The organism is Nitrobacter vulgaris, from assembly GCF_031453995.1.
Classification (GTDB): domain Bacteria; phylum Pseudomonadota; class Alphaproteobacteria; order Rhizobiales; family Xanthobacteraceae; genus Nitrobacter; species Nitrobacter vulgaris.
The window spans coordinates 42832-64203 of sequence record NZ_JAVDPZ010000004.1; the positions used below are offsets into that span (position 1 = coordinate 42832).

The window sequence follows — 21372 nt, forward strand, 5'->3', positions numbered from 1 at the left end:
AAGACCGGCTGCGCCGGGTTTGCGTCAAGCGGAAGCAATCCAGGACCGCATAAAAAACTGGATTGCTTCGTCCGCTTCGCCTCCTCGCAATGACGGCAAGCGAACCTGCGCTATCATCCGTCAGCGATACGCGCTTAAATCCCTGATAGTCGGATGATCGCCGTTGAGCGGATTCGACGGATCGCGTCTGTAATTCAGCGTCTCGAACCGCATTGCGCGCGCATCCACCATCAATAAACGCCCGACCAGCCCCTCGCCGAATCCGACGATCTCGCGGATCACCTCCAACGCCGTCATCGAGCCGAGCACGCCGGCCAGCGCGCCAAGAATGCCCGCTTGCTGGCAGCTCGGCACCGTGCCCTCGGGCGGCGGTTCGGGGAACAGACAACGGTACGTCGGATTGAACTCGCCATCGTCATTTTTTTCGTGCGCGCGGATCGTCGTCAGCGATCCGTCGAACACCCCGAGCGCGGCGGTCACCAGCGACTTCTTCGCCAGATAACAGGCATCCGCCACCAGATAGCGCGTGGCAAAATTATCCGAGCCGTCGGCGACGATGTCGTAGTCTGCAAACAGTGACAACGCGTTCGCCGCATCCAGCCGCATGTGATGAGCGCGGAATACGACATGCGGGTTGAGCGCGCGGATTTTGTCCGCGGCGCTCTCGACCTTGGGACTGCCGATATCCGGCGTCGCGTGAATGATCTGGCGCTGCAAATTCGACAGCGTCACCACGTCGTCATCGATGACGCCGAGCGTACCCACGCCCGCGGCCGCCAGATACATCAGCGCCGGCGCACCGAGACCCCCGGCTCCAATCATCAGCACGCGCGCATTGCGCAGCGCGTTCTGGCCGGGGCCGCCGACTTCGCGCATCACGATGTGGCGGGCATAGCGTTCAAGTTCGTCGGCGCTCAGCATCGTCCTGCCGTTCTCGTCTCGATCCAGCGCCGCACGCGGGCCAGAACCTCAGTGGCTGCTGTTGCCGGCCACGCAGATGTGTTTCAATAGCGCCGTTTCAACGGAGGCGAAAGCTGCCATGCGAGCGACGATGGCCGCGGCATTGATGATCGTGGCCACCACGATGTATGCCCAGGCGCAAACCGGCGGAACTGCCGGAAGCGCGAAAAACAAACCGGCAGCCACCCGCCCGCTGGCGCAAACCCCGGCCGACACCGTAAGCGCGATGGCACCCGCGACGCTGCAAGCACTTCAATCCGACCTGGCATGGACCAGCCACTATAACGGCCTCATCAATGGCGAGGTCAGCGACAGGCTCATCGCTGCGATCAAGGCATTCCAGAACGATCAGGGCGGCAAGCAGACCGGCGTGCTTAACCCGCAGGAACGCGGCGTTCTCGCCGCGGCAGCGCGGAAAGCGCGCGCGAATGTCGGCTGGAAGATCGCCGCCGATGCCGCTATCGGCGTTCGGCTGGGCCTGCCGGCGAGGCTGGTGCCGCAGCAATCGAGCGAGGGCGAAGGCACGAAATGGAGTTCTTCAACCGGCACGATCCAGATCTTCGTCATGCGCCGCAAGGAAGCCGGCCTCACAACCGCAAGGCTGGTCGACCACGAACGCAAGCAGCCCGCCGGTCGCAAGATCGACTACAGCGCCGTCAAACCGGATGTCTTCGTGCTGTCAGGCACACAGGGTCTGAAGAAGTTCTACATGCGCGGCCAACTTCGCGATAGCGAGGCGCGCATCCTGACCATTCTCTACGATCAGGCCACCGAAGGCGTCATGGAGCCGGTGGTGATCGCCATGTCGAGCGCATTCGACCCGTTTCCGGCGAACGGTCCGGCGCTTCGCAAGATGGTGGAATATGCAAGCGGCGTGACTGTCAGCAGCGACGGCGCGATCATCACCGGACGCGACGCCACCGACGGATGCCGGTCGATTGTCGTCGCGGGCCATGGCAATGCGGACAGGATCGCCGACGACAAGGATCACGGCCTCGCGCTGCTGCGCATCTACGGCGCACATGGATTGCATCCGATCGCGCTCGGTCGCGATCCGGCAAAAGGTGGCGTCGATCTGGTCGGCATCACCGATCCGCAAAACCAGGGCGGCGGCTCCGCCGTCAGTCGCATCAAGGCCTCGGTGACGCAGGGCGGCGATGAATTGATGCTGACGCCGGCGCCGGCATTGGGTTTTTCCGGCGCGGCGGCGCTCGATGCAAACGGAAAGCTCGCAGGGCTTGCACTCCTGAAGCCGGCGGACATCGCCGGGCTTTCGGATGCGGCGACGGCCGCACAGGCCGTGCTCGCTCCAGTGGAAGCCGTCCGCGATTTTCTGAAAGCAAACGATGTGACGTCCGACGGAACGCTTGATGCAGAAGCCGCCGTGGTTCGCGTCATCTGCGTACGGAGATAAATCGGCACATCCACTCGGATGGCTGAACCGGGTTACGTCTGGCAACCCGGACACCAGAATGTCGAGCGTCCGTTCTGGGTGAAGCGCCTCACCGTGCACTTGCATGTCGGCGTCCGGCACTTGTCGCCCTCGCGATCGTAGACCCGAAACGAATGCTGGAAGTAACCGAGTTCTCCTGTGGTCTGACGATGATCGCGAAGCGAAGAACCTCCCGCCTTGATCGCCTGATTGAGCACGTCGTGAATGGCAGCGACCAGTCGTTCGGCGCGCTCAGACGGCGCACCCGTTTTCAGGGCAAGCGTTGCGGCGAGACGGCGCGGCGAAAGCCGCGCGCGAAACAGCGCCTCACACACATAGATGTTGCCGAGCCCCGCGACCACGCGCTGATCGAGCAGCGCGGCCTTCAGGCTGGTCTTCTTGTCGCGGCACGACCGCGCCAGCATCGCCGCGTCAAATTCATTCCCAAGCGGCTCCGGGCCGAGTCGTCTCAGTAGCGGCTCGTCGTCGAGCGCTTCGCGCGCGACAACCTTCATGTACCCGAAACGGCGCGGATCGTTGAACACGATCTCGACGCCGGAAGACATCGTAAAACACACATGATCGTGGACGCGACCCTCGTTGCGCCGATGGTGAAAATCGCCCGGAGCCGCGGCTCCGGCCGCATCGATCACGCGAAAGGATCCGGACATGCCGAGATGCATCAGCAGCACGTCGCCGGATGCGAGGTCCGCCAGCAGGTACTTTGCCCGCCGCCCCAGCCCGGTCACGACCTGGCCCTCCAGACGGGCGACGAAATCGGTCTGGAACGGAAACCGCAAGTCCTTGCGCCGGGTCTCGGCGCGGACGATGGTCGCTCCCTCCATCGCTGGCTGTAAGCCGCGGCGTACGGTTTCGACCTCGGGAAGTTCAGGCACCGCTGCGCTCGTTTCGTGGGATTCTCCGGCGTTCTAAGCCGGGGTCTCGTTTTCTTCGCTGAAGACCAGGCAGTTATAGAACGGATCAGTCACCGTCATGGTGGTAGCGCCCCAGGGCTGGCGTTCCAATCCCGGCCGGGCATAGCCGTAACGCTTGGCAAGCAGCCCAGCCTGATAATCCGCAAGCCCCGTCGTCTCGATGATGATCCGTGCGCCGGGCGAGCAGCCTCCGTGGTGTTCGCTGAGATGCAGCACCGCCGAGCCCAGCGATATCCCCATGTAGAGCGGCAGATCCGGCTCGAACCGATGTTCGAAATCGACCTTGAAGCCGAGAAAATCGAGGTAGAACTCCCGCGCCTTGCGGACATCGAACATCCGGAGGGTGGGGGTCACGCTGGCAAACTTTGGAGACATGGACGCTTCCCTCTTGATGTCGCCGGTTAACCACTCTCCGATGGCGATCCATCCCCAGATCGACCTGGCTTGTAGCGCAGCGCAGCATGGCAGGCTATGGTTCGGTCATGGAGAAAATGGGCATGGATCGAGAGGACCAAACGCATTTCGGCTTCAGGGACGTCCCCCTGGTGGACAAGCAGACGCTGGTGAACGACGTCTTCCACAGCGTGGCGCAGCGTTACGACCTGATGAACGATCTGATGTCCGGCGGACTGCACCGCGTCTGGAAGGATGTGATGATCACGGCGCTGAACCCGCCGCGCAGCGATGCGCCGTTTTCGCTGCTCGATGTCGCAGGCGGCACCGGGGACATTGCCTTTCGGGCCGCGAAAGCCGCGGGCCACGGATTTCAGACCACCGTCTGCGACATCAATCCGGATATGCTCGCGGTCGGCCGCGAGCGCGCCATCAAGACACATCTCGATCATCAGGTGTCGTTCGTCGAAGGTAACGCCGAGGCATTGGCGTTCGCGGATCGCAGTTTTGACGCCTATACCATCGCTTTCGGCATCCGCAACGTGCCGCGCATCGACGCCGCGCTGCGCGAAGCGTGTCGGGTGCTAAAGCCAGGCGGCCGGCTTCTCTGTCTCGAATTCTCGACGGTCGATGTGCCGGGACTCGACAAAATCTACGATCTGTTCTCTTTCAAGGTGATCCCGCCGCTCGGCCGCACCGTCACAGGCGACGCCGACTCCTATCAGTATCTGGTCGAATCAATCCGCAAATTTCCGAAGCCGAGCGCCTTTGCCGACATGATCCGTGATGCCGGCTTCGCCCGCGTGACCTGGCAGGCGCTCTCCGGCGGCATCGTCGCACTACACTCGGGCTGGCGTTTGTGATCTCCGCATTATCCCACGTCGCGCGGCTGGCACGCGCCGCGTTCGTGTTCGCGCGCGAAGGCGTGTTCGGCGTCGTCGATCCCTCGCTGGTGCCGCCGCCCGGACAGCTCGCGCTGCGCATGGCCCGCCTCGTCGAGCGCCGCGGCGCGAAATCCGGCTCGCGGCTGACGCGCGCGCTAACGCGACTCGGGCCGGCCTATCTCAAGCTTGGACAATTCCTGGCCACGCGCCCCGATGTCATCGGCATCGCCATGGCTCGCGATCTGGAAAGCCTGCAGGACCGCTTGCCGCCGTTTTCACAAGCGGAAGCTGAAGCGGTGGTCGCGGCGTCTTTGGAAAGACCCGTGACACAGGTTTTCGCAAGTTTCGGACCGCCGGTGGCGGCAGCCTCGATCGCACAGGTCCATCGCGGCGAGGTCGAGAAGAACGGCGTCCGAAAGCAGGTTGCGGTCAAGGTGTTAAGGCCGAATGTCGGCGCACGCTTTCGACGCGACCTTTCAGACTTTTTTTTCGTCGCCAACAAGGCCGAAGCGCATTCGGCCGAAGCGCGGCGCCTGCGCCTCATCGAAATCATCAACACCATGTCTCGATCGGTAGCGATGGAAATGGACCTGCGGCTGGAGGCGGCCGCACTGTCGGAGATGGCGGAGAACACCCGCGACGATCGGGACTTTCGCGTTCCTACTGTGGACTGGGATCGCACCACTCACAACGTGCTGACGATGGAGTGGATCGACGGCATCGCGCTGAACGATCATGCGCGTCTTGCGCAAGCGAAAGCCGATCTGCCCGAGCTCGGCCGCAAGGTGATCCAGAGTTTTCTGCGCCATGCGCTGCGCGACGGCTTCTTTCACGCCGACATGCATCCGGGCAACCTGTTTCTCGACGATTCGGGCCGGCTGGTCGCGGTCGACTTCGGCATCATGGGACGGCTGGGATTGAAAGAGCGGCGTTTCCTTGCCGAAATTCTGCTCGGCTTTATCACGCGTGACTACCGCCGCGTCGCCGAGGTGCACTTCGAGGCCGGATACGTGCCGGGCCATCACTCGGTGGAAAATTTCGCGCAAGCGATCCGCGCCATCGGCGAGCCGATCCACAATCGCACCGCCGAGGAAATCTCGATGGCCAAGCTGCTGACGCTGCTGCTTGAGGTCACCGGCCTGTTCGACATGCAGACGCGCCCCGAACTGATCCTGTTGCAGAAGACCATGGTGGTGGTCGAAGGGGTGGCGCGCAGCTTCGACCCTAAATTGGATATCTGGACGGTGGCCGATCCGGTCGTCCGCGAATGGATTACGGAGAATCTCGGCCCGATCGGACGGATGCAGGGCGCGATTGCCGGCGCCGGCGAGCTTGGCCGCCTGCTCGGTGGGTTGCCGGCGATCGCCTCGCGAACGGTCTCTCTCATCGAGCAGTTCGAGGCGATGGCGCGCGAAGGGCTGACATTGGGGCCTGACACCATTGCGGAGATCAAGCGGGCTGAAGAACGCAGTCAGCGCTGGAATATTCTGGCGCTCTGGGTCATCGCCGCGGCGCTTATGGGCCTGCTCTGGACCGCACATTGATTGAGTTGATTGCAGTGATACCAATCGACTGATATCAATGCTATCATACGTATCGCAGGACTATCATGGCCAGCCTGACCATCCGCAAGCTCGACGACGCCATCAAGGCCGAGCTGCGGATGCGGGCCGCCCGCAACGGCCGTTCGGTCGAGGACGAGGTCCGCGTTATCCTGCGCGAGGCTGCAACTCCCGCTGCGCCGGCGGTCACCACCGTCAGCAACGTATCCCGCAACGCAACAATCCCACGCTGGCATAATTTACGACACAATAGCAATGCTTTACTTAGAATAACACTGATCATTGGCGGCGGGATCGCCGCTTATAAGGCGCTCGATCTGATCCGACGATTGAAGGAGCGCGGTTTTATTGTGCGGTGCATCATGACAAATGCTGCGCAGCAATTCGTCACGCCCCTGAGCGCCGGAACGCTTTCAGATGAGCGTTGCTATACCGACCTGTTCGATCAAGGCAGCGAATTCGACGCGGGCCATATCCGGCTCGCGCGGGACTGTGACCTCATCGTGGTAGCGCCTGCAACAGCCGACCTGATGGCAAAGATGGCACACGGCCACGCTGACGATCTCGCGAGTGCCATTTTGCTCGCCGCCGACAAGCCGATTTTGCTGGCACCGGCGATGAACCCGCTGATGTGGAACAACCCGGCGACATGTCGCAACGTGGCGCAGCTCGCGCGCGATGGCGTCGCCATGATCGGTCCTGACGCCGGCGAGATGGCGGAAGCGGGTGAGGCCGGCGTCGGCCGCATGGCCGAGCCTGTGACGATCGCGACCGCCGCCGAGCGGATTCTCAGGCCTCCGCAGGCGCAACCATTGAAGGGCCGCCGAGTCCTGATCACCGCCGGACCGACCTTTGAGCCGATCGATCCCGTGCGCTACATCGCCAACCGCTCCTCGGGTAAGCAAGGCTTTGCCATTGCAGCGGCGGCGCAGGCGGCCGGAGCCGAGGTGGCGCTGATTTCCGGTCCGGTCGACCTCGATGACCCCGCCGGCGTCACCGTGGAGCATGTCGAATCCGCGCGGGAGATGCTGGCGGCTGTGGAAGCCGCGCTGCCCACCGACATCGCGATTTTCTCGGCTGCGGTTGCCGACTGGCGCGTCGCGCACGAAGGCGCGCAGAAATTGAAGAAGACCGCGGCCGGGGTTTCGCCGCTGCAACTGACAGAGAACCCGGACATCCTCGCAACCATCTCAAACCTGCGCGACAAACGCCCGCCCCTCGTGATCGGCTTCGCCGCCGAAACCGAACATCTCATCGAGAATGCCAAGGCAAAATTCGCACGCAAAGGCTGCGACTGGATCGTCGCCAACGATGTCTCTCCCGGAACCGGCGTGATGGGCGGCGACCGGAACACGGTGCATCTGTTGACGCGCGGCGAAGGCGGCGAGATCAAGACCGAGTCCTTCGCCGTCATGACCAAGGAAGAGGTGGCCGCAATGCTGATCGAACGCATTGTCTCAACCATGACGGATTCGTCGAAGTGAGCGGCCCGATCAAGGTTGACGTCGTGCAATTGCCTCATGCCGAGGGTCTTCCGCTGCCTTGCTACCAAAGCAGCCAGGCGGCCGGTCTTGATCTCGTCGCCGCAATTCCCGAACAGGCGCCGCTGGTTCTCGTCGCCGGACAGCATGCGATGGTTCCGACCGGGCTGATTATCGCATTGCCCGACGGATTCGAGGCGCAGGTTCGGCCGCGCTCCGGCCTCGCTGCCAAGCACGGGGTTACCGTGCTGAATTCGCCCGGCACCGTGGACGCCGATTATCGGGGCGAGATCAACGTCCTCCTCGTTAACCTCGGAACGGCATCATTCACCATCCGCCGCGGCGAGCGCATCGCGCAGATGGTCGTGGCACCGGTGACGCGGATTGAACTCGCGCGCGCGGTGTCGTTGTCGGCAACGACCCGCGGCAGCGGTGGATTTGGTTCGACCGGACGCTAGCTTCACGGATGCGCGGACTCATCGTTCGGGCGCGGGCTCGTTTGCTTTTGGCGGCACCACAATGGTGCCGGCGTTGGGGTGATGATCGTCGGCGAGCGTTCCCCGCCGGACGCCATCACCCGGCATTCGTCCATCAAATAGGAACGGCCGTGTCCCATCCGCGCTGCCAACGGTCGGCGTGTGCGATTGTCCAGACTTGGTATCTTGCGCGTTGGCCGCGGTCACGACCAGTGCCAACACAAACGCGATTGCTAATCGCAACATGACGGCTCCTCCTCTTGCGCGCGGGACAAGCGCGCGGCGACGCGACTCAGTTTCGGCCACTGTCGGGGAGGAACCGGGCGCCAGGATGACGGCCAGCCATGTCTTTGGTGGGATTCATACTTCGAGACGTCATACCCGGCATAAAACCGGACATGACGATTCAATCAAACCTCATCCCGCTTTAGCCCCTGCCACCCGTCTTTAAGAAAATCGTTTCGAAAATGTCGCGGCCGCGCATTTTTCCATTGCCGGATTCCCGTTCACGGTCTGGACTCTTACCCCCCGAGTCCGCTTAAGCATAATGGTGGTCGATTCGTGAACGGCGAACGGTTTGCCGGTCGAACATCGTCGTGCGGTTTTGGGGCAAAGATGTCAGGCGTAATCGGCGTGATGCGTCGGACCTTACTGTCGTGCACCTCGCTGGTGCCGGGCGGCATCGCCGGTGCCGGCGCGGTCAGCCTCATTGACATATCGCCCGCTTGGGCAGCCGAACCAGCGCTGGCCGAACGGCTGCTCCAGACTTTCATGAATCTCAGTCGGCAGGATTTGACTGCGCTGGCGATGGCGCTCGGCGTGCTGAGTTTCTCGGTGGTCGCCGCTATCCTGCTGATGCGCACGCGCATCCGCGCCGCCGCGAACGAACAGCGGCTGCGCGCCGAAATCCGCGACCTTCAATCGGAGGCCGACCGCTTTCGCGCCCTTCTATTCGTGGAACCGCAGATTTTGATTTCGTGGGGCGCGGGCGAGGACCGTCCCCAGGTCAGCGGCGATACCGCGCTGCTGTTACCGCAGGAGCCAAAACAGCCCTTGCGGGTTTTGGCGTTCGGAACCTGGCTGCTGCCTGAGCCGGCGTTGCAGATGGATCACGCGGTCGATGCGCTGCGCAATGCCGGAGAAGGCTTTCTGCTCAATCTGGTCACGTCGGCCGGACGCACCGTAGAAGCGATGGGCCGCGCCATCGGCGGCCAGGCCATCGTGCGTATCCGGGATCTTGGCGGTTTGCGGCGCGACCTCGCCGAGATGACACTGCGTCATAACAGTCTCCTGGCAGAAACAGAGATGCTGCGGGCCTTCGCAGCCGCAGCGCCATGGCCTCTCTGGGCGAGAGGCGAAGACGGCAATATCTCCTTCGCCAACGCGGCCTATGCGCGCGCCACCGAAGCCGCCCACGCAACCGACGCAATCCAGCGCAATCTCGAACTGCTCGACAGCGAGGACCGTATCGCGATGGCGCGGGCGCTGAACGATCATGCCACTTTTACCGCGCGGCTGCCGATCGTTATCGGCGGCGAGCGGCGGATGCACGACATCCACGCACTGCGGACCACCGGCGGGAGCGCCAGCATCGCGCTCGACGTCAGCGAGGCTACGGAGCTAAGGCAGGCGCTGACGCGGATGGCGGACGCACATCGCCGAACCCTCGACCAATTGTCATCGGGCGTCGCCGTGTTCGACGGGCAGCGGCGGCTCGCTTTCTACAACGACTCTTACCGCCGGCTGTGGGATCTCGACCGCCCCTTTCTCGATGGGCATCCCGACGACTCCAGCGTGCTCGATCGCCTGCGCGCGGCGCGCCGATTGCCGGAACAGCCGGACTTCCGCGCATGGAAAGCACGCCTGCATGAAGCCTATCGCGCCAACGAGGCCGTCAAGGACGTATGGTATCTGCCGGACGGGCGCGCACTCAGCATCGTCACCACGCCGAATCCGGAAGGCGGTGTCACCTACCTGTTTGACGATGTCACGGAAAGCCTGAATCTGGCTCGGCGATATGACCGGCTCATCACCGTGCAGCGCGAGACCCTCGACAGCCTGACCGAAGCAGTCGCGGTTTTCGGCAGTAACGGACGCGCGCAACTTTTCAATCCGGCCTTTGCGCGGATGTGGAAGCTTTCGCCCGAGGCGCTTTCGCAGCAGCCGCATATCGATACGGTCGAGGCGTGGTGCAAACCGTTGTTCGACGACAATGACGCCTGGCAGACGATCCGCAGGGCGGTCACCGGCATCGACAATCGCACCTCAGTGCCGCTCAAGCTCGAGCGCAAGGACGGTAGCATCCTGGACTGCATGACCATGCCGCTTCCCGACGGCGCCACCATGCTGACCTTCCATGACATCACAGATAGCGAGAACGTGGAACGCGCGCTGCGCGAGCGCAACGATGCGCTCGAGACCGCCGATCAGATGAAAATCGATTTCGTCCATCACGTCTCGTACGAACTTCGCTCGCCCCTGACGACCATCATCGGTTTCGCGCATCTGATGAATGATCCCGGCACGGGGCCGCTCACCGAAAAGCAGGCCGAGTATGTCAACTACATCACCTCGTCGACAGACGCGCTGCTGGCGCTGACCAACAACATCCTCGACCTCGCCACCATCGACGCCGGCGCCATGACGCTTGAGCTCGGGCCGGTCGATGTCCGCAAGACCATCGCGGCGGCAGCGGAAGGCATTCAGGACCGGCTGACCCGCGATCGAATCGTGCTGAATGTCGATGTCGATCCGGACATCGGCAACTTCATCGGCGACGAGCGCCGCATCGTTCAGGTTCTCTATAACCTGCTTGCCAATGCCGCCAATTTCTCGCCGCCGGACGCCGTCATCACGGTGAGCGCCCGGCGCGCCGAGCACAACGTGAGATTTGCCGTGATGGACGAAGGTCCCGGCATTTCGCCCGACGTCAAGGACAAGGTGTTCGACTGGTTCGAAAGCCACGCGAACGGATCGCGCCATCGCGGCCCCGGCCTGGGCCTTTCGCTGGTGCGTTCCTTCGTGGAACTCCATGGCGGGCGCGTGCATTTCGATTCCACCACCAAGAGCGGCACCCGGGTCGTGTGTGATTTTCCACTTGACCAAACCGCCCACCGAAACGCCGCCGAATGAGTGGACCGTCGAGATTCGCGACCGCGCTCCTCAACGAGACTGCGACCGCGCATCTCATGGCCGACCTGGCGCTCCTGATCGGTCCCGGGGACGTCATCACCCTGTCCGGCGATCTCGGCGCAGGCAAGACCTCCGCCGCGCGCGCCATGATCCGGTATCTCGCGAGCGATGACACGATCGAGGTACCGAGCCCGACCTTCACCCTGGCGCAACATTATGATCTGCCGCCCTGTCCGCTGCTCCACGCCGACCTCTATCGCCTCAGTGGCCCCGATGAACTTGAGGAGATTGGCCTCGCGCCGCTGCCCGAAGACACGCTGGTCCTGATCGAATGGCCGGACCGCGCAGCCGGCGGCCTGCCTGCTGATCGGATCGACATCGCCATCAGCCACAGTCCGGCACTCGGATCAGCCGCGCGCGCCGCCGAAATCACCGGGTATGGCAAGGCCGCCTCTCAGGTTTCGCGGCTTGCCGCGCTGCGCCGATTCCTCGACGATGCCGGGTGCTTGGACGCGGAACGGCGCCGCATGCCCGGAGACGCTTCGACGCGCTCATACGCCCGGATAATCTGCAGCGATGGCAGTTTCATCCTGATGAACGCGCCACGGCGACCCGATGGACCGGCGATCCACGACGGCAAATCCTACAGCGCGGCGGTGCATCTTGCCGAAGACATCAAGCCCTTCGTCGCGATCGCCCGCGGCCTGCGCGACCACGGCTTCTCCGCGCCGGTGATCCATCATGCCGATCTGGAGTCGGGATTCCTGATTACCGAAGATTTCGGCAGCGCCAGCTTTGTCGAAGGCACGCCGCCGACGCCGATCGTCGAGCGTTATCAAACGGCTACCGATCTGCTGGCCGCGCTGCATTGTCAGACACTGCCCGACACGCTTCCGGTGGCGGCGGACATCGCCTACACCATTCCGGTGTTCGATACCGAAGCGATGCTGGTCGAGGTCGGCCTGATGCTGGACTGGTATCTGATCGACCGCGGCATTGAACCGAGCGAAGACCTGCGCGCGGAGTTCATGACAATCTGGCGCGCATTGCTGGCGAAACCGAGTGCTGCGTCCAGAACCTGGGTGTTGCGTGATTTCCACTCGCCCAATTTAATCTGGTTGGAGCAACAGCGAGATATCCGAAAGGTCGGCATCATCGACTTTCAGGACACCGTGCTCGGTCCCGCCGCCTACGATCTGGTCTCGCTTTTGCAGGATGCACGGGTGGACGTTCCCGAATCGATCGAACTCGCGTTGCTTACCCGCTACGTGAAGGCGCGGCTGGAATCGGACGCGCGGTTCGATCCCGCCGGTTTCGCCGAGCTGTATGCCATCATGTCGGCACAACGCAACACCCGGCTGCTCGGCACGTTCGCGCGACTCAATCGGCGCGATGGCAAACCGCACTATCTGCGACATCAACCCCGGATCTGGACCTATCTCACGCGCTCGCTGGCTCACCCGGCGTTATCAGCGGCCCAAGAGTGGTATCAGAATCACGTTCCGCCTCCGGCGGGTTGAACCGTTTTATTTTACGCCTTTTTTTAGAAGTAGCGCCGTAGCTTCGGAGCCCGGGATCTATCCTGCGGATCGCGGCACAGTCGTCCTTCCAAGAGGGAGCACATCATGGGTGTAGAACGGCGCAAAGGCGAGCGCGTCACCTTCGAGCGCGGTTACAGCGCGCGCATGATGGGCATCGACGGCACCTGGCGCCGCGACTGCACCATCGAGGACGTATCGGAAATCGGCGCCAAGCTGACTATCGAAGGCTCCATCGAAGGCCTGCATCTTAAGGAGTTTTTTCTGCTGCTGTCATCCACGGGCCTCGCCTATCGCCGCTGCGAACTGGCCTGGGTCAATGGCGACCAGGTTGGCGTCAATTTCCTGAAGCAGAGCGACAAAAAGAAAAAGACAAGCCGGCAAAACAGCGCCACGGCGGACACCTGATCCTGGAGCGAATGAAGAACAAGCGCGGTGCGGTTTCCGCCCGGATCCCACCATTCAATCCTGCAGCCCCTCCGCTATCATGGGCGCGTCATCATCTCGGGTGTGTATCGCCGGAGTTATCAGTGCGATTCGTAACGCGGCGTGATACAGGGCCTTTACGCTTCTGATGGAATCAGAAGCGTGGTTTTATGATTCTGGTCTGACGCGTTTTCTTCACGCGAACCGGGGTATCCACTTCGCTCGAAACCGCTATAGTTCGCTGAATCGACGATGTGCGTGAGCTAAGACATGCCAGTTACTCCTACCAAAGCCATGGTACTCGCCGCGGGCCTCGGCCTGCGCATGCGGCCGCTGACCGAGCGGATGCCAAAACCCATGGTGCCGGTGGCCGGCAAGCCGCTGCTCGATCACGTACTGGACAAGTTGGCGGAGACCAGCGTCGAAGAAGCGGTCGTTAACGTGCGCTATCTTCCCGATCAGATCATCGATCATGTCGCGCTCCGCATCAGGCCGCGGATCATTATCTCCGATGAGCGCAATGAGGTGCTGGGCACCGGCGGCGCCGTGGTCAAGGCCCTGCCGCTGCTCGGCGAGGCGCCGTTCTTCCATCTCAACGCCGATACGATGTGGACCGACGGCGCGCGTTCCAATCTGATGCGGCTGACCGAGGCCTTCGATCCCGCGCGCATGGACATTCTGCTGCTAATGGCGCCGACCGCGAGCAGCATCGGCTACAGTGGCAGCGGCGATTACGCCATGCTGCCCAATGGAGCGCTTCGCAGACGGAAAGAGAACCAGGTCGTGCCGTTCGTTTATGCCGGCGCCGCCATCATGTCGCCCACGCTGTTCGCCGGCGCGCCGACAGGAGAGTTTTCGCTGACGACGATATTCGACCAGGCCGGCGAGCGGGACCGGCTGCTCGGGCTGCAGCTCGACGGCCTCTGGATGCATGTCGGAACACCCGATGCCGTCCAGGAGGCCGAGAAAGCGGTCCTCGCGGGCGTCATCTGACGCCTGCCTTTCAACCGGTCGCCGCTCCTCTCCCGCTCATGTCATGATATGCCTGATCTCGAATCAGGATCCCTCATGCGCGTCCACAACGTCCCCGCGTCAGTACCGTTTCTACGTACCGTCATCACCGCACTGGTCGACGGCGAACTGATCGAGGGATTCCGTCCGCGCACGCAGCCCGAACGACTTGCCGAGGCCACGCTCTACCTGCCGACCCGCCGCGCCGGCCGCATGGCGCGCGATATCTTCCTCGACGTACTGGATCTCGACGCCGTGATCCTGCCGCGCATCGTCGCGCTCGGCGGCATCGACGAGGACGAACTGGCTTTCGCGCAGGCAGTCTCGCTGTCGCCGGAGTCGCTCGAATTGCCGCCGGCGCTCGACGGGCTCGCGCGCCGCCTCGCGCTCGCGCAGCTTATCAATGCATGGGCGGATCGGCTGAAACCGGGTGAGCCGGCGCAAGCGCCGCTGGTTCTCGGCGGCCCGGCCTCGACGCTGACGCTTGCCGAGGATCTCGCGCGACTGATGGATGACATGGCGACGCGCGGCGTGGACTGGCGCGCGCTTGACGGGCTCGTGCCCGAGGCGCTCGACCGCTATTGGCAGCTCACGCTCGATTTCCTGAAGATCGCGCGAAACTATTGGCCGGATCATCTTCAGGAAAAGGAGCGGATCGAACCGGTGGCGCGGCGCGATCGCCTGATCGAAGCCGAGGCCGCGCGTCTCCTCACCCATCATGCGGGACCCGTGATCGCGGCCGGCTCCACCGGTTCGATGCCATCGACTGCAAAACTGCTGCATATCATTGCAACTCTGCCGCAAGGCGCGGTGGTGCTGCCGGGACTGGATACCGACCTCGACGAAGACGCATGGCAACTGATTGGCGGCCGCAAGGATAAAAGCGGCGCATTCATCACGCCGCCCGCCGCCGGTCATCCACAGTTCGCGCTGCACGGTCTGCTCACGCGGTTCGGCATCGCGCGACGCGACGTGAGAGCGCTTGGCTCCCCTGCGCCATACGGGCGCGAGATGCTGGCGTCCGAGGCAATGCGGCCGGCGGAGGCGACCGCGCAATGGCACACCCGGCTTGCCGAGCCCGAGGTCGCCGAGAAGATCGCGGCCGGACTGCAAAGCCTCGCAGTAATCACCGCCGCCAATCCGGAAATGGAAGCGCTCAGCATCGCTGTTGCCATGCGCGAGGCTCGCGACCTGAACAGGACCGCGGCGCTTGTGACGTTCGACCGAGCGTTGGCGCGCCGGGTGATGGCGGCGCTCGGCCGCTGGAATCTCGCCTTTGACGATTCGGGCGGTGACCCGCTGATGGACACATCTGCGGGAATATTCGCACGGTTGGTCGCCGAGACGGCGTGCAACGGCCTGGAGCCGCCGACCCTGCTGGCCCTGCTGAAGCATCCGCTGTGCCGGCTCGGTCGCTCCACTGGAGGATGGGCGCGCGCAATCACAACACTGGAGCTTGCGATCCTGCGCGGCACCCGGCCGCCGCCGGGCAGCAAGGGACTCGCGGATGAGTTTGCGCAATTCTGCGGCGAACGCGACAAGCTCGATCGCGGCGAGAATTCTTCTCTGCATCGCAGCGAGCCCCGCGCCGCGCTGAAGCCACATCATCTTGACGAAGCCCGCGCCCTGATCACGGCCTTGCAGGACGCACTCACGCCGCTCGAAAGCGATGGCGCATCAAGGTCGGCGGACTTCACCATTCTCGCCTCGCAGCATCGCCAGGTAGTCGAAGCAATGTCGCATGACGATCAAGGCGTTGCCGTCGCATTCGACGGCCAGCATGGCCGTGCGCTCGCCGAGGCGTTCGGCGATTTGCGCGAGGCAGGCGACCGCAGCGGTTTGACGGTCAAGATCGCTGATTATCCGGAAGCGTTCGAGGCCGCGTTCGGCGACCGCGTCGTGCGCCGGCCGCAGACCGCGACGGCAAGCCTGCGTATCTACGGCCCGCTCGAAGCGCGTCTCACCCAATGCGACCGCGTCATTCTCGGCGGGCTCAATGAGGGCGTCTGGCCGCCCGCGCCGCCGACCGATCCCTGGCTCAGCCGGCCGATGCGACACGAGCTCGGGCTCGATCTTCCGGAACGGCGCATCGGACTTTCCGCGCACGATTTCACTCAGCTTCTCGGTGCCGAGGATGTCATCCTCAGCCACGCCGCCAAAGCCGGGGGCGCGCCGGCGGTTGCATCCCGTTTCCTGCATCGGCTCGAAGCCGTCGCCGGCACAGCACGCTGGACGGCTGCGAAACAGGCGGGAGCGCGATACATTCAATATGCGGAAGCGCTCGATCGGCCCGACGAGGTCACGCCGGTCGCGAAACCCGAACCAAAGCCGCCGCGTGTGGCGCGGCCGACGCACTTGTCCGTGACTGCGATCGAGGACTGGCTGCGCGATCCCTACACCATCTATGCCAAATACGTTCTGAAGCTCTTGCCGCTCGATGCCATTGACATGCCACTGTCGGCGGCGGACCGCGGCTCGGCGATTCATGACGCGCTCGGCGATTTCACAAAGCTGCATCCGGCAAACCTGCCCGACGATCCGCAGGACGTGTTGCGCGCCATCGGCGAAAGCCGTTTCGCGCCGCTCATGCAGCGGCCAGAGGCGCGCGCGCTGTGGTGGCCACGCTTCCAGCGCATCGCGGCGTGGTTCGCGGAATGGGAAGCGTCGCGACGAACGCAACTCGTGAAGATTGACGCCGAGGTTAGCGGCAAGATCGAGATCCCGATCAACGGTGATCGCAACTTTATTCTGTCGGCGCGTGCCGACCGCATCGAGCATCTCATCGACGGCCGCTTTGCCGTTCTCGACTACAAGACCGGCAGCCCGCCGAGCAATAAGCAGGTGCGGCTCGGCTTGTCGCCACAGCTTACGCTGGAATCCGCGATCCTGCGCAAGGGCGGTTTCGCGGGCATTCCCCCCGGCGCATCGGTCAGCGAGCTGATGTATGTCCGGCTTAGCGGCAACAACCCACCCGGCGAGCCACGTCAGGTCGATCTCAACAACAGCAAGACCGACAAACAATCACCGGATGAGGCCGCCGATCGCGCTCTTGAAGAACTCACGGCGCTGATCCGCGCTTTCGACGACGAGCAACAGGGCTATGTATCGCTCGACCTGCCGATGTGGAAAACACGCTACGGTGCCTATGACGATCTCGCACGGGTCAAGGAATGGTCGGCTGCGGGCGGGCTGGGGTTAGAGGAATGGTGAAGGCATCCCGCTCCGTTCATCCCGACGCCAGCGCGCGCCAGCAGCGTGCGTCCGATCCGGCAACCTCGGTGTTCGTGTCCGCCAATGCCGGATCGGGCAAGACTCACGTGCTGGTGCAGCGCGTGATCCGCCTGTTGCTCAACGACGTTCCCCCGGCGCGCATCCTCTGCATCACCTTCACCAAGGCCGCCGCCGCGAACATGGCGGAGCGGGTGTTTTCAACGCTGGGTCACTGGGTCACGCTCGACGATGAGGCGCTGGACGCAGCGCTGCGCGGCGTCGGTATCGCGCAGCCTGACGTGAAATGGCGAGAACGGGCGCGCAAACTGTTTGCATCCGCGCTGGAAACGCCGGGCGGGCTGAAGGTGCAGACCATTCACGCGCTGTGCACGCGGCTGTTGCAGCAGTTTCCGTTCGAGGCGCAGGTGCCGGCGCGCTTCACCGTGCTCGACGAACGCGACCAGACCGAGATAATGGAGCGCGCGAGCATCCGTATCATGCTTGACGCTTCGCAAAATCCTGACAGTCCGGCCGGGCGAGCGTTGCGATACGCCATGAGCGCGGCCGCTGACTCGACACTGCGGGACGTCGTCAACCAAGCCTGTCTCAGCCGCGATCACGTCATGGTCCGGACCGAAGACCGTGGCATCGAGCAGACGATCCGGGATGTTGCCGATGCGCTCGGTGTCGATCCAGCCGAGCGCGTCGAGGATGTCGAGCGCGAGATCGTCGACGGGCCGAACCTGCCGAGGTCGGAATGGAAATCGCTCGCCGCGATTCTGAAGACAGGCAATAAATCCGACATCGACCAGTCTAACCGCCTTTGCGAGGCGCACGTCATGGTGGGAAATGCCGCGCAAGCCGATCGCTATCTCGACGTCTTCCTGACCGGGGATGGCAGCCGGCGCAAATCCTTCGTTACAAAGAAGATCAGCGATGTCCGGCCCGACATCGCTGAAATGCTCGATCGCGAGTGCACCCGTGTGATCGCGCTGCTCGAACGCCGACGCGCCATCAACATCCGCGACCGCACGCAATCCCTGCTGGTCATCGCGACCGCAGTCGCCTCCAACTACCAGCGCGAGAAGCACGAGCGCGGCCTTCTTGATTACGACGACCTGATCGACAAGACTCTTCGGATGCTGGAGCAGACATCGCCGGGATGGGTCCACTACAAGCTCGATCGCGGCGTGGATCACGTGCTGATCGACGAGGCGCAAGATACGAGTCCAAAGCAATGGGACATTGTCGAGCGCATCATCGCCGAGTTCACCACCGGTGAAGGCGCGCGCGAAGGCGTCAAGCGAACCGTGTTCGCGGTCGGCGACGAGAAACAGTCGATTTTCTCGTTCCAGGGCGCGGCCCCGCGCGAATTCGACGAGCGGCGGCGCAAGCTGGAGCAGAAATTCCGCGCTGCCGAGCTTCCGTTTCGCAAGGAAGATTTCATCTACTCATTCCGATCCGGAAAAACGATCCTCGAGTCGGTCGACCATGTGTTCCGCGATCCGAATATCTATTCCAGCATCCATGCGGTCGGCGCACATCCCGTGCATGAATCGCTGGCGGACGCCGCACCCGGCATCGCCGATCTCTGGAATCTGGAGGAGCGCGACCAGCGCGAGGAGATCGAGGGCTGGCGCGCGCCGTTCGATCAGGTTACCGCAACCAGCCCCGAGGTCAAACTTGCACGGCGCATCCGGGCCGAGATCAAGACGCTGATCACGCAAGGCACCATGACCGGGCATCTGGGCAATCGTCGTCCGCTCGGCTATGGCGATATCCTGGTGCTGGTGCGGCGACGCGGTAACACCTTTGACGCCGTCATCCAGGCGCTGAAGCAGTCCGGCATTCCCGTGGCCGGCGCCGACCGCCTCAAGCTGACCGAGCACATCGCGATCATCGACCTGATGAATCTTGCGGATGCACTGCTGCTGCCGCGGGACGATCTGGCGCTTGCAGTAGCGCTGAAAAGCCCGCTGTTCGGCCTCGACGACGACGACCTATTCACGCTGGCATGGCAGCGCAAAGGCTCGCTGCGCGACGCACTCGCCGAGCATGCGCCAACGAACGATAGACTCCGTGACGCACTCGAGCGCCTCAAGCGGTGCGAAAGTCGCGCCACACGCGAGACGCCGTTCGCGTTTTTCGCGTGGCTCCTGGGCGGCCAAGGAGAGATCGATGGCGGACGACGGCGCATCCTGCGCCGGCTCGGCCATGAAGCCAATGATGCGCTCGATGAGTTTCTTGAACTGGCGCTGACCTATGAGCGCAAGGCCCCCGCGTCGCTGCAAGGCTTCATGGCGTGGTTGCGCGCTGCGGATACCCAGGTGAAGCGCGACATGGAAATTTCGCGCGACGAAGTGCGCGTGATGACCGTGCATGGCGCGAAAGGACTCGAAGCCTCGGTGGTGTTTCTCGCCGACACTTCGACATCGCCAGCCGACACCGAGCGTCTCAGCCTGATTCGTATGGCGCGCGGCAATGCTCCCGCCGGCGTTGCCGGCGTGACGATCTGGGCCGGCAAGAAGGCAGAGGATCCGCCTTGCGTGGCGCAAGCCCGCGCGGCCATGACCACGGAAACCGAGCACGAATATCGCCGTCTGCTTTACGTCGCGATGACGCGCGCGGCGGACCGCCTGATCATCGGCGGCTGCAAACCAGGAAACCGCAAAGATGTCCGAAAGTTCTCCTGGTACGACTTGATCGAGACGGGTCTGGGCAATTCCGGCCTTGCGATGCACGAGTTCGAAACCGCGGCCGGCAAGGTCAAGCGTTTCGCCCGGCCAGGAGAAGCCGTATCGGATGCCGCAGGTCCGGCAGCTCCAACCGCCGCCGTCGCCGAGATTACGTTGCCGCCGCCCTGGCTGCACCGCATGGCCACGCCGGAACCGCCAGCGAGCCGACCGCTACAGCCCTCGGATACTGACGAGGCCATACATCTTCGCTTGCCGGCCAGCGCCTTCCCGGATCAGCACCACCGGGCGCGACTGCGGGGCACGCTGGTGCATCGCCTCCTGCAATCCCTGCCGGACTTGCCGCGCGATCGCCGCCGAGACACGGCACTGTCCTATCTCGCGCGCAACGCGAACGACTGGAGCGGGGCCGAGCGCGACGCGCTGGCGGCGCAGGTCATGGCGGTGCTCGATGATGCGAGGTTTGCGCCCGTGTTCGCGGCGGGCAGTCGGGCCGAGGTCGCGATTGCCGGAAGGTTGACGACGCGGCGGGGCGATCCCGTGCTGGTATCCGGTCAGATCGACCGGCTCGTGGTAACTCCCGGCGGAATTTTGGTCGTCGACTACAAGACCGGCCACGCACCCCCCCCGAACGTTGCCGGCGTACCGCCGGCCTATATCCGCCAGCTCGCGCTTTATCGCGCGGTGCTTGCAAGCCTGTACCCGGAACTGCCTGTCAAGGCGGCGCTGCTCTGGACCGAGGCGCTTGAAATGATGGAGATTTCAGCCACAGTGCTCGATGCCGGGTTGGAAGCAATCATCTCCGTGTGAGAAACCTTGACCCGGGAAGATCGCCTTCTTACCTTGATCGCAGTTTCACGTGCATTCGTTCGTAGCGCACGATCTCATCGACACAACGAGGTATTCCATGGCTGTTGGCAAGGTTTCGGACGCCAATTTCGAAGCGGAAGTGCTCAAGGCGACTGGCCCGGTCGTGGTGGATTTCTGGGCGGAGTGGTGCGGCCCTTGCCGCATGATCGGCCCGGTTCTGGACGAAATCTCCAGCGCGATGGGCAGCAAGGTCAAGATCGTGAAGCTGAACGTCGACGAGAGCCCGAGGACGGCCTCGAAATACGGCGTGATGTCGATTCCCACCCTGATGATTTTCAAGGACGGCGAGCTGGCCTCGCGTCAGGTCGGCGCCGCACCGAAGCAAAAACTTGAGCAATGGATCACCGCCACGGTCTGATCTTTCCGCAC

General features: G+C 63.4%; 16 protein-coding genes. 12 read left to right on the plus strand and 4 right to left on the minus strand.

What is annotated here, in order from left to right; translation table 11 throughout:
- Window positions 1-120: 120 nt before the first annotated feature.
- Complete coding sequence (locus GGQ85_RS03375) at window positions 121-921, minus strand: HesA/MoeB/ThiF family protein (protein ID WP_309773359.1); 801 nt, start codon at window positions 919-921, stop codon at window positions 121-123.
- Between the two features lie 118 nt (window positions 922-1039).
- On the opposite strand from GGQ85_RS03375, the gene GGQ85_RS03380 reads away from it, so the two are divergent.
- Window positions 1040-2374: a serine protease gene (locus GGQ85_RS03380; RefSeq protein ID WP_309773360.1), complete on the plus strand. Its 1335-nt coding sequence runs from the start codon at window positions 1040-1042 to the stop codon at window positions 2372-2374.
- Window positions 2375-2406: 32 nt separating this feature from the next.
- On the opposite strand, the gene mutM is transcribed toward GGQ85_RS03380, so the two are convergent.
- Both mutM and GGQ85_RS03390 read right to left on the minus strand, forming a co-directional pair.
- Window positions 2407-3288, minus strand: a complete 882-nt coding sequence (mutM, locus tag GGQ85_RS03385) for a bifunctional DNA-formamidopyrimidine glycosylase/DNA-(apurinic or apyrimidinic site) lyase (protein WP_309773361.1) — start codon at window positions 3286-3288, stop codon at window positions 2407-2409.
- Between the two features lie 33 nt (window positions 3289-3321).
- Entirely contained in the window at window positions 3322-3702 is a 381-nt protein-coding gene (locus GGQ85_RS03390; protein ID WP_079445097.1) for a glyoxalase superfamily protein, read from the minus strand.
- A 122-nt stretch (window positions 3703-3824) separates the two neighbouring features.
- On the opposite strand from GGQ85_RS03390, the gene ubiE reads away from it, so the two are divergent.
- The 4 genes from ubiE (at window position 3825) to dut (ending at window position 8105) form a co-directional block, all read left to right on the plus strand.
- Window positions 3825-4583 carry a bifunctional demethylmenaquinone methyltransferase/2-methoxy-6-polyprenyl-1,4-benzoquinol methylase UbiE gene (gene ubiE, locus GGQ85_RS03395; RefSeq protein ID WP_309773468.1) on the plus strand — a complete coding sequence of 253 codons (759 nt, stop codon included), beginning with the start codon at window positions 3825-3827 and terminating at the stop codon, window positions 4581-4583.
- Window positions 4580-6148 (plus strand): 2-polyprenylphenol 6-hydroxylase, encoded by a 1569-nt coding sequence (ubiB, locus tag GGQ85_RS03400; RefSeq protein ID WP_079445098.1) that lies wholly within the window; start codon window positions 4580-4582, stop codon window positions 6146-6148. The genes ubiE and ubiB overlap by 4 nt, the downstream gene beginning before the upstream one ends.
- 65 nt (window positions 6149-6213) lie before the next feature.
- Window positions 6214-7650, plus strand: a complete 1437-nt coding sequence (gene coaBC, locus GGQ85_RS03405; RefSeq protein WP_309773362.1) for a bifunctional phosphopantothenoylcysteine decarboxylase/phosphopantothenate--cysteine ligase CoaBC — start codon at window positions 6214-6216, stop codon at window positions 7648-7650.
- The gene (dut, locus tag GGQ85_RS03410; RefSeq protein ID WP_309773363.1) at window positions 7647-8105 is read left to right on the plus strand and encodes a dUTP diphosphatase; all 459 of its coding nucleotides are present in this window, start codon (window positions 7647-7649) and stop codon (window positions 8103-8105) included. Before coaBC ends, dut begins: the two co-directional genes overlap by 4 nt.
- A gap of 18 nt (window positions 8106-8123) precedes the next feature.
- On the opposite strand, the gene GGQ85_RS03415 is transcribed toward dut, so the two are convergent.
- Window positions 8124-8369, minus strand: a complete 246-nt coding sequence (locus GGQ85_RS03415) for a hypothetical protein (protein WP_309773364.1) — start codon at window positions 8367-8369, stop codon at window positions 8124-8126.
- 369 nt (window positions 8370-8738) lie between these two features.
- On the opposite strand from GGQ85_RS03415, the gene GGQ85_RS03420 reads away from it, so the two are divergent.
- From GGQ85_RS03420 to trxA, 7 genes are all read left to right on the plus strand, one after another.
- Window positions 8739-11255 (plus strand): PAS domain-containing sensor histidine kinase, encoded by a 2517-nt coding sequence (locus GGQ85_RS03420; RefSeq protein ID WP_079445101.1) that lies wholly within the window; start codon window positions 8739-8741, stop codon window positions 11253-11255.
- Entirely contained in the window at window positions 11252-12775 is a 1524-nt protein-coding gene (tsaE, locus tag GGQ85_RS03425) for a tRNA (adenosine(37)-N6)-threonylcarbamoyltransferase complex ATPase subunit type 1 TsaE (protein WP_309773365.1), read from the plus strand. Before GGQ85_RS03420 ends, tsaE begins: the two co-directional genes overlap by 4 nt.
- A gap of 105 nt (window positions 12776-12880) precedes the next feature.
- Window positions 12881-13201, plus strand: a complete 321-nt coding sequence (locus GGQ85_RS03430) for a PilZ domain-containing protein (protein ID WP_079445103.1) — start codon at window positions 12881-12883, stop codon at window positions 13199-13201.
- Between the two features lie 288 nt (window positions 13202-13489).
- Window positions 13490-14212, plus strand: a complete 723-nt coding sequence (locus GGQ85_RS03435; RefSeq protein ID WP_309773366.1) for a nucleotidyltransferase family protein — start codon at window positions 13490-13492, stop codon at window positions 14210-14212.
- A 75-nt stretch (window positions 14213-14287) separates the two neighbouring features.
- Window positions 14288-17440, plus strand: a complete 3153-nt coding sequence (gene addB / locus GGQ85_RS03440; RefSeq protein ID WP_309773367.1) for a double-strand break repair protein AddB — start codon at window positions 14288-14290, stop codon at window positions 17438-17440.
- A complete protein-coding gene (gene addA, locus GGQ85_RS03445) occupies window positions 17434-20943 on the plus strand; it encodes a double-strand break repair helicase AddA (protein WP_309773368.1) in 3510 nt (1169 codons plus the stop codon). The genes addB and addA overlap by 7 nt, the downstream gene beginning before the upstream one ends.
- 97 nt (window positions 20944-21040) lie before the next feature.
- Entirely contained in the window at window positions 21041-21361 is a 321-nt protein-coding gene (trxA, locus tag GGQ85_RS03450) for a thioredoxin (RefSeq protein ID WP_011313390.1), read from the plus strand.
- The last annotated feature ends 11 nt before the right edge of the window (window positions 21362-21372 follow it).

What these genes read in the sequence shown, in the direction of transcription:
- GGQ85_RS03430 (WP_079445103.1), top strand. Translation starts at nt 12,881, where the DNA reads ATGGGTGTAGAACGGCGCAAAGGCGAGCGCGTCACCTTCGAGCGCGGT.
- addA (WP_309773368.1), top strand. Translation starts at nt 17,434, where the DNA reads ATGGTGAAGGCATCCCGCTCCGTTCATCCCGACGCCAGCGCGCGCCAG.
- GGQ85_RS03420 (WP_079445101.1), top strand. Translation starts at nt 8,739, where the DNA reads ATGTCAGGCGTAATCGGCGTGATGCGTCGGACCTTACTGTCGTGCACC.
- addB (WP_309773367.1), top strand. Translation starts at nt 14,288, where the DNA reads ATGCGCGTCCACAACGTCCCCGCGTCAGTACCGTTTCTACGTACCGTC.
- coaBC (WP_309773362.1), top strand. Translation starts at nt 6,214, where the DNA reads ATGGCCAGCCTGACCATCCGCAAGCTCGACGACGCCATCAAGGCCGAG.
- ubiE (WP_309773468.1), top strand. Translation starts at nt 3,825, where the DNA reads ATGGATCGAGAGGACCAAACGCATTTCGGCTTCAGGGACGTCCCCCTG.
- GGQ85_RS03390 (WP_079445097.1), bottom strand. Translation starts at nt 3,702, where the DNA reads ATGTCTCCAAAGTTTGCCAGCGTGACCCCCACCCTCCGGATGTTCGAT.
- GGQ85_RS03415 (WP_309773364.1), bottom strand. Translation starts at nt 8,369, where the DNA reads ATGTTGCGATTAGCAATCGCGTTTGTGTTGGCACTGGTCGTGACCGCG.
- GGQ85_RS03435 (WP_309773366.1), top strand. Translation starts at nt 13,490, where the DNA reads ATGCCAGTTACTCCTACCAAAGCCATGGTACTCGCCGCGGGCCTCGGC.
- GGQ85_RS03375 (WP_309773359.1), bottom strand. Translation starts at nt 921, where the DNA reads ATGCTGAGCGCCGACGAACTTGAACGCTATGCCCGCCACATCGTGATG.
- GGQ85_RS03380 (WP_309773360.1), top strand. Translation starts at nt 1,040, where the DNA reads ATGCGAGCGACGATGGCCGCGGCATTGATGATCGTGGCCACCACGATG.
- trxA (WP_011313390.1), top strand. Translation starts at nt 21,041, where the DNA reads ATGGCTGTTGGCAAGGTTTCGGACGCCAATTTCGAAGCGGAAGTGCTC.
- tsaE (WP_309773365.1), top strand. Translation starts at nt 11,252, where the DNA reads ATGAGTGGACCGTCGAGATTCGCGACCGCGCTCCTCAACGAGACTGCG.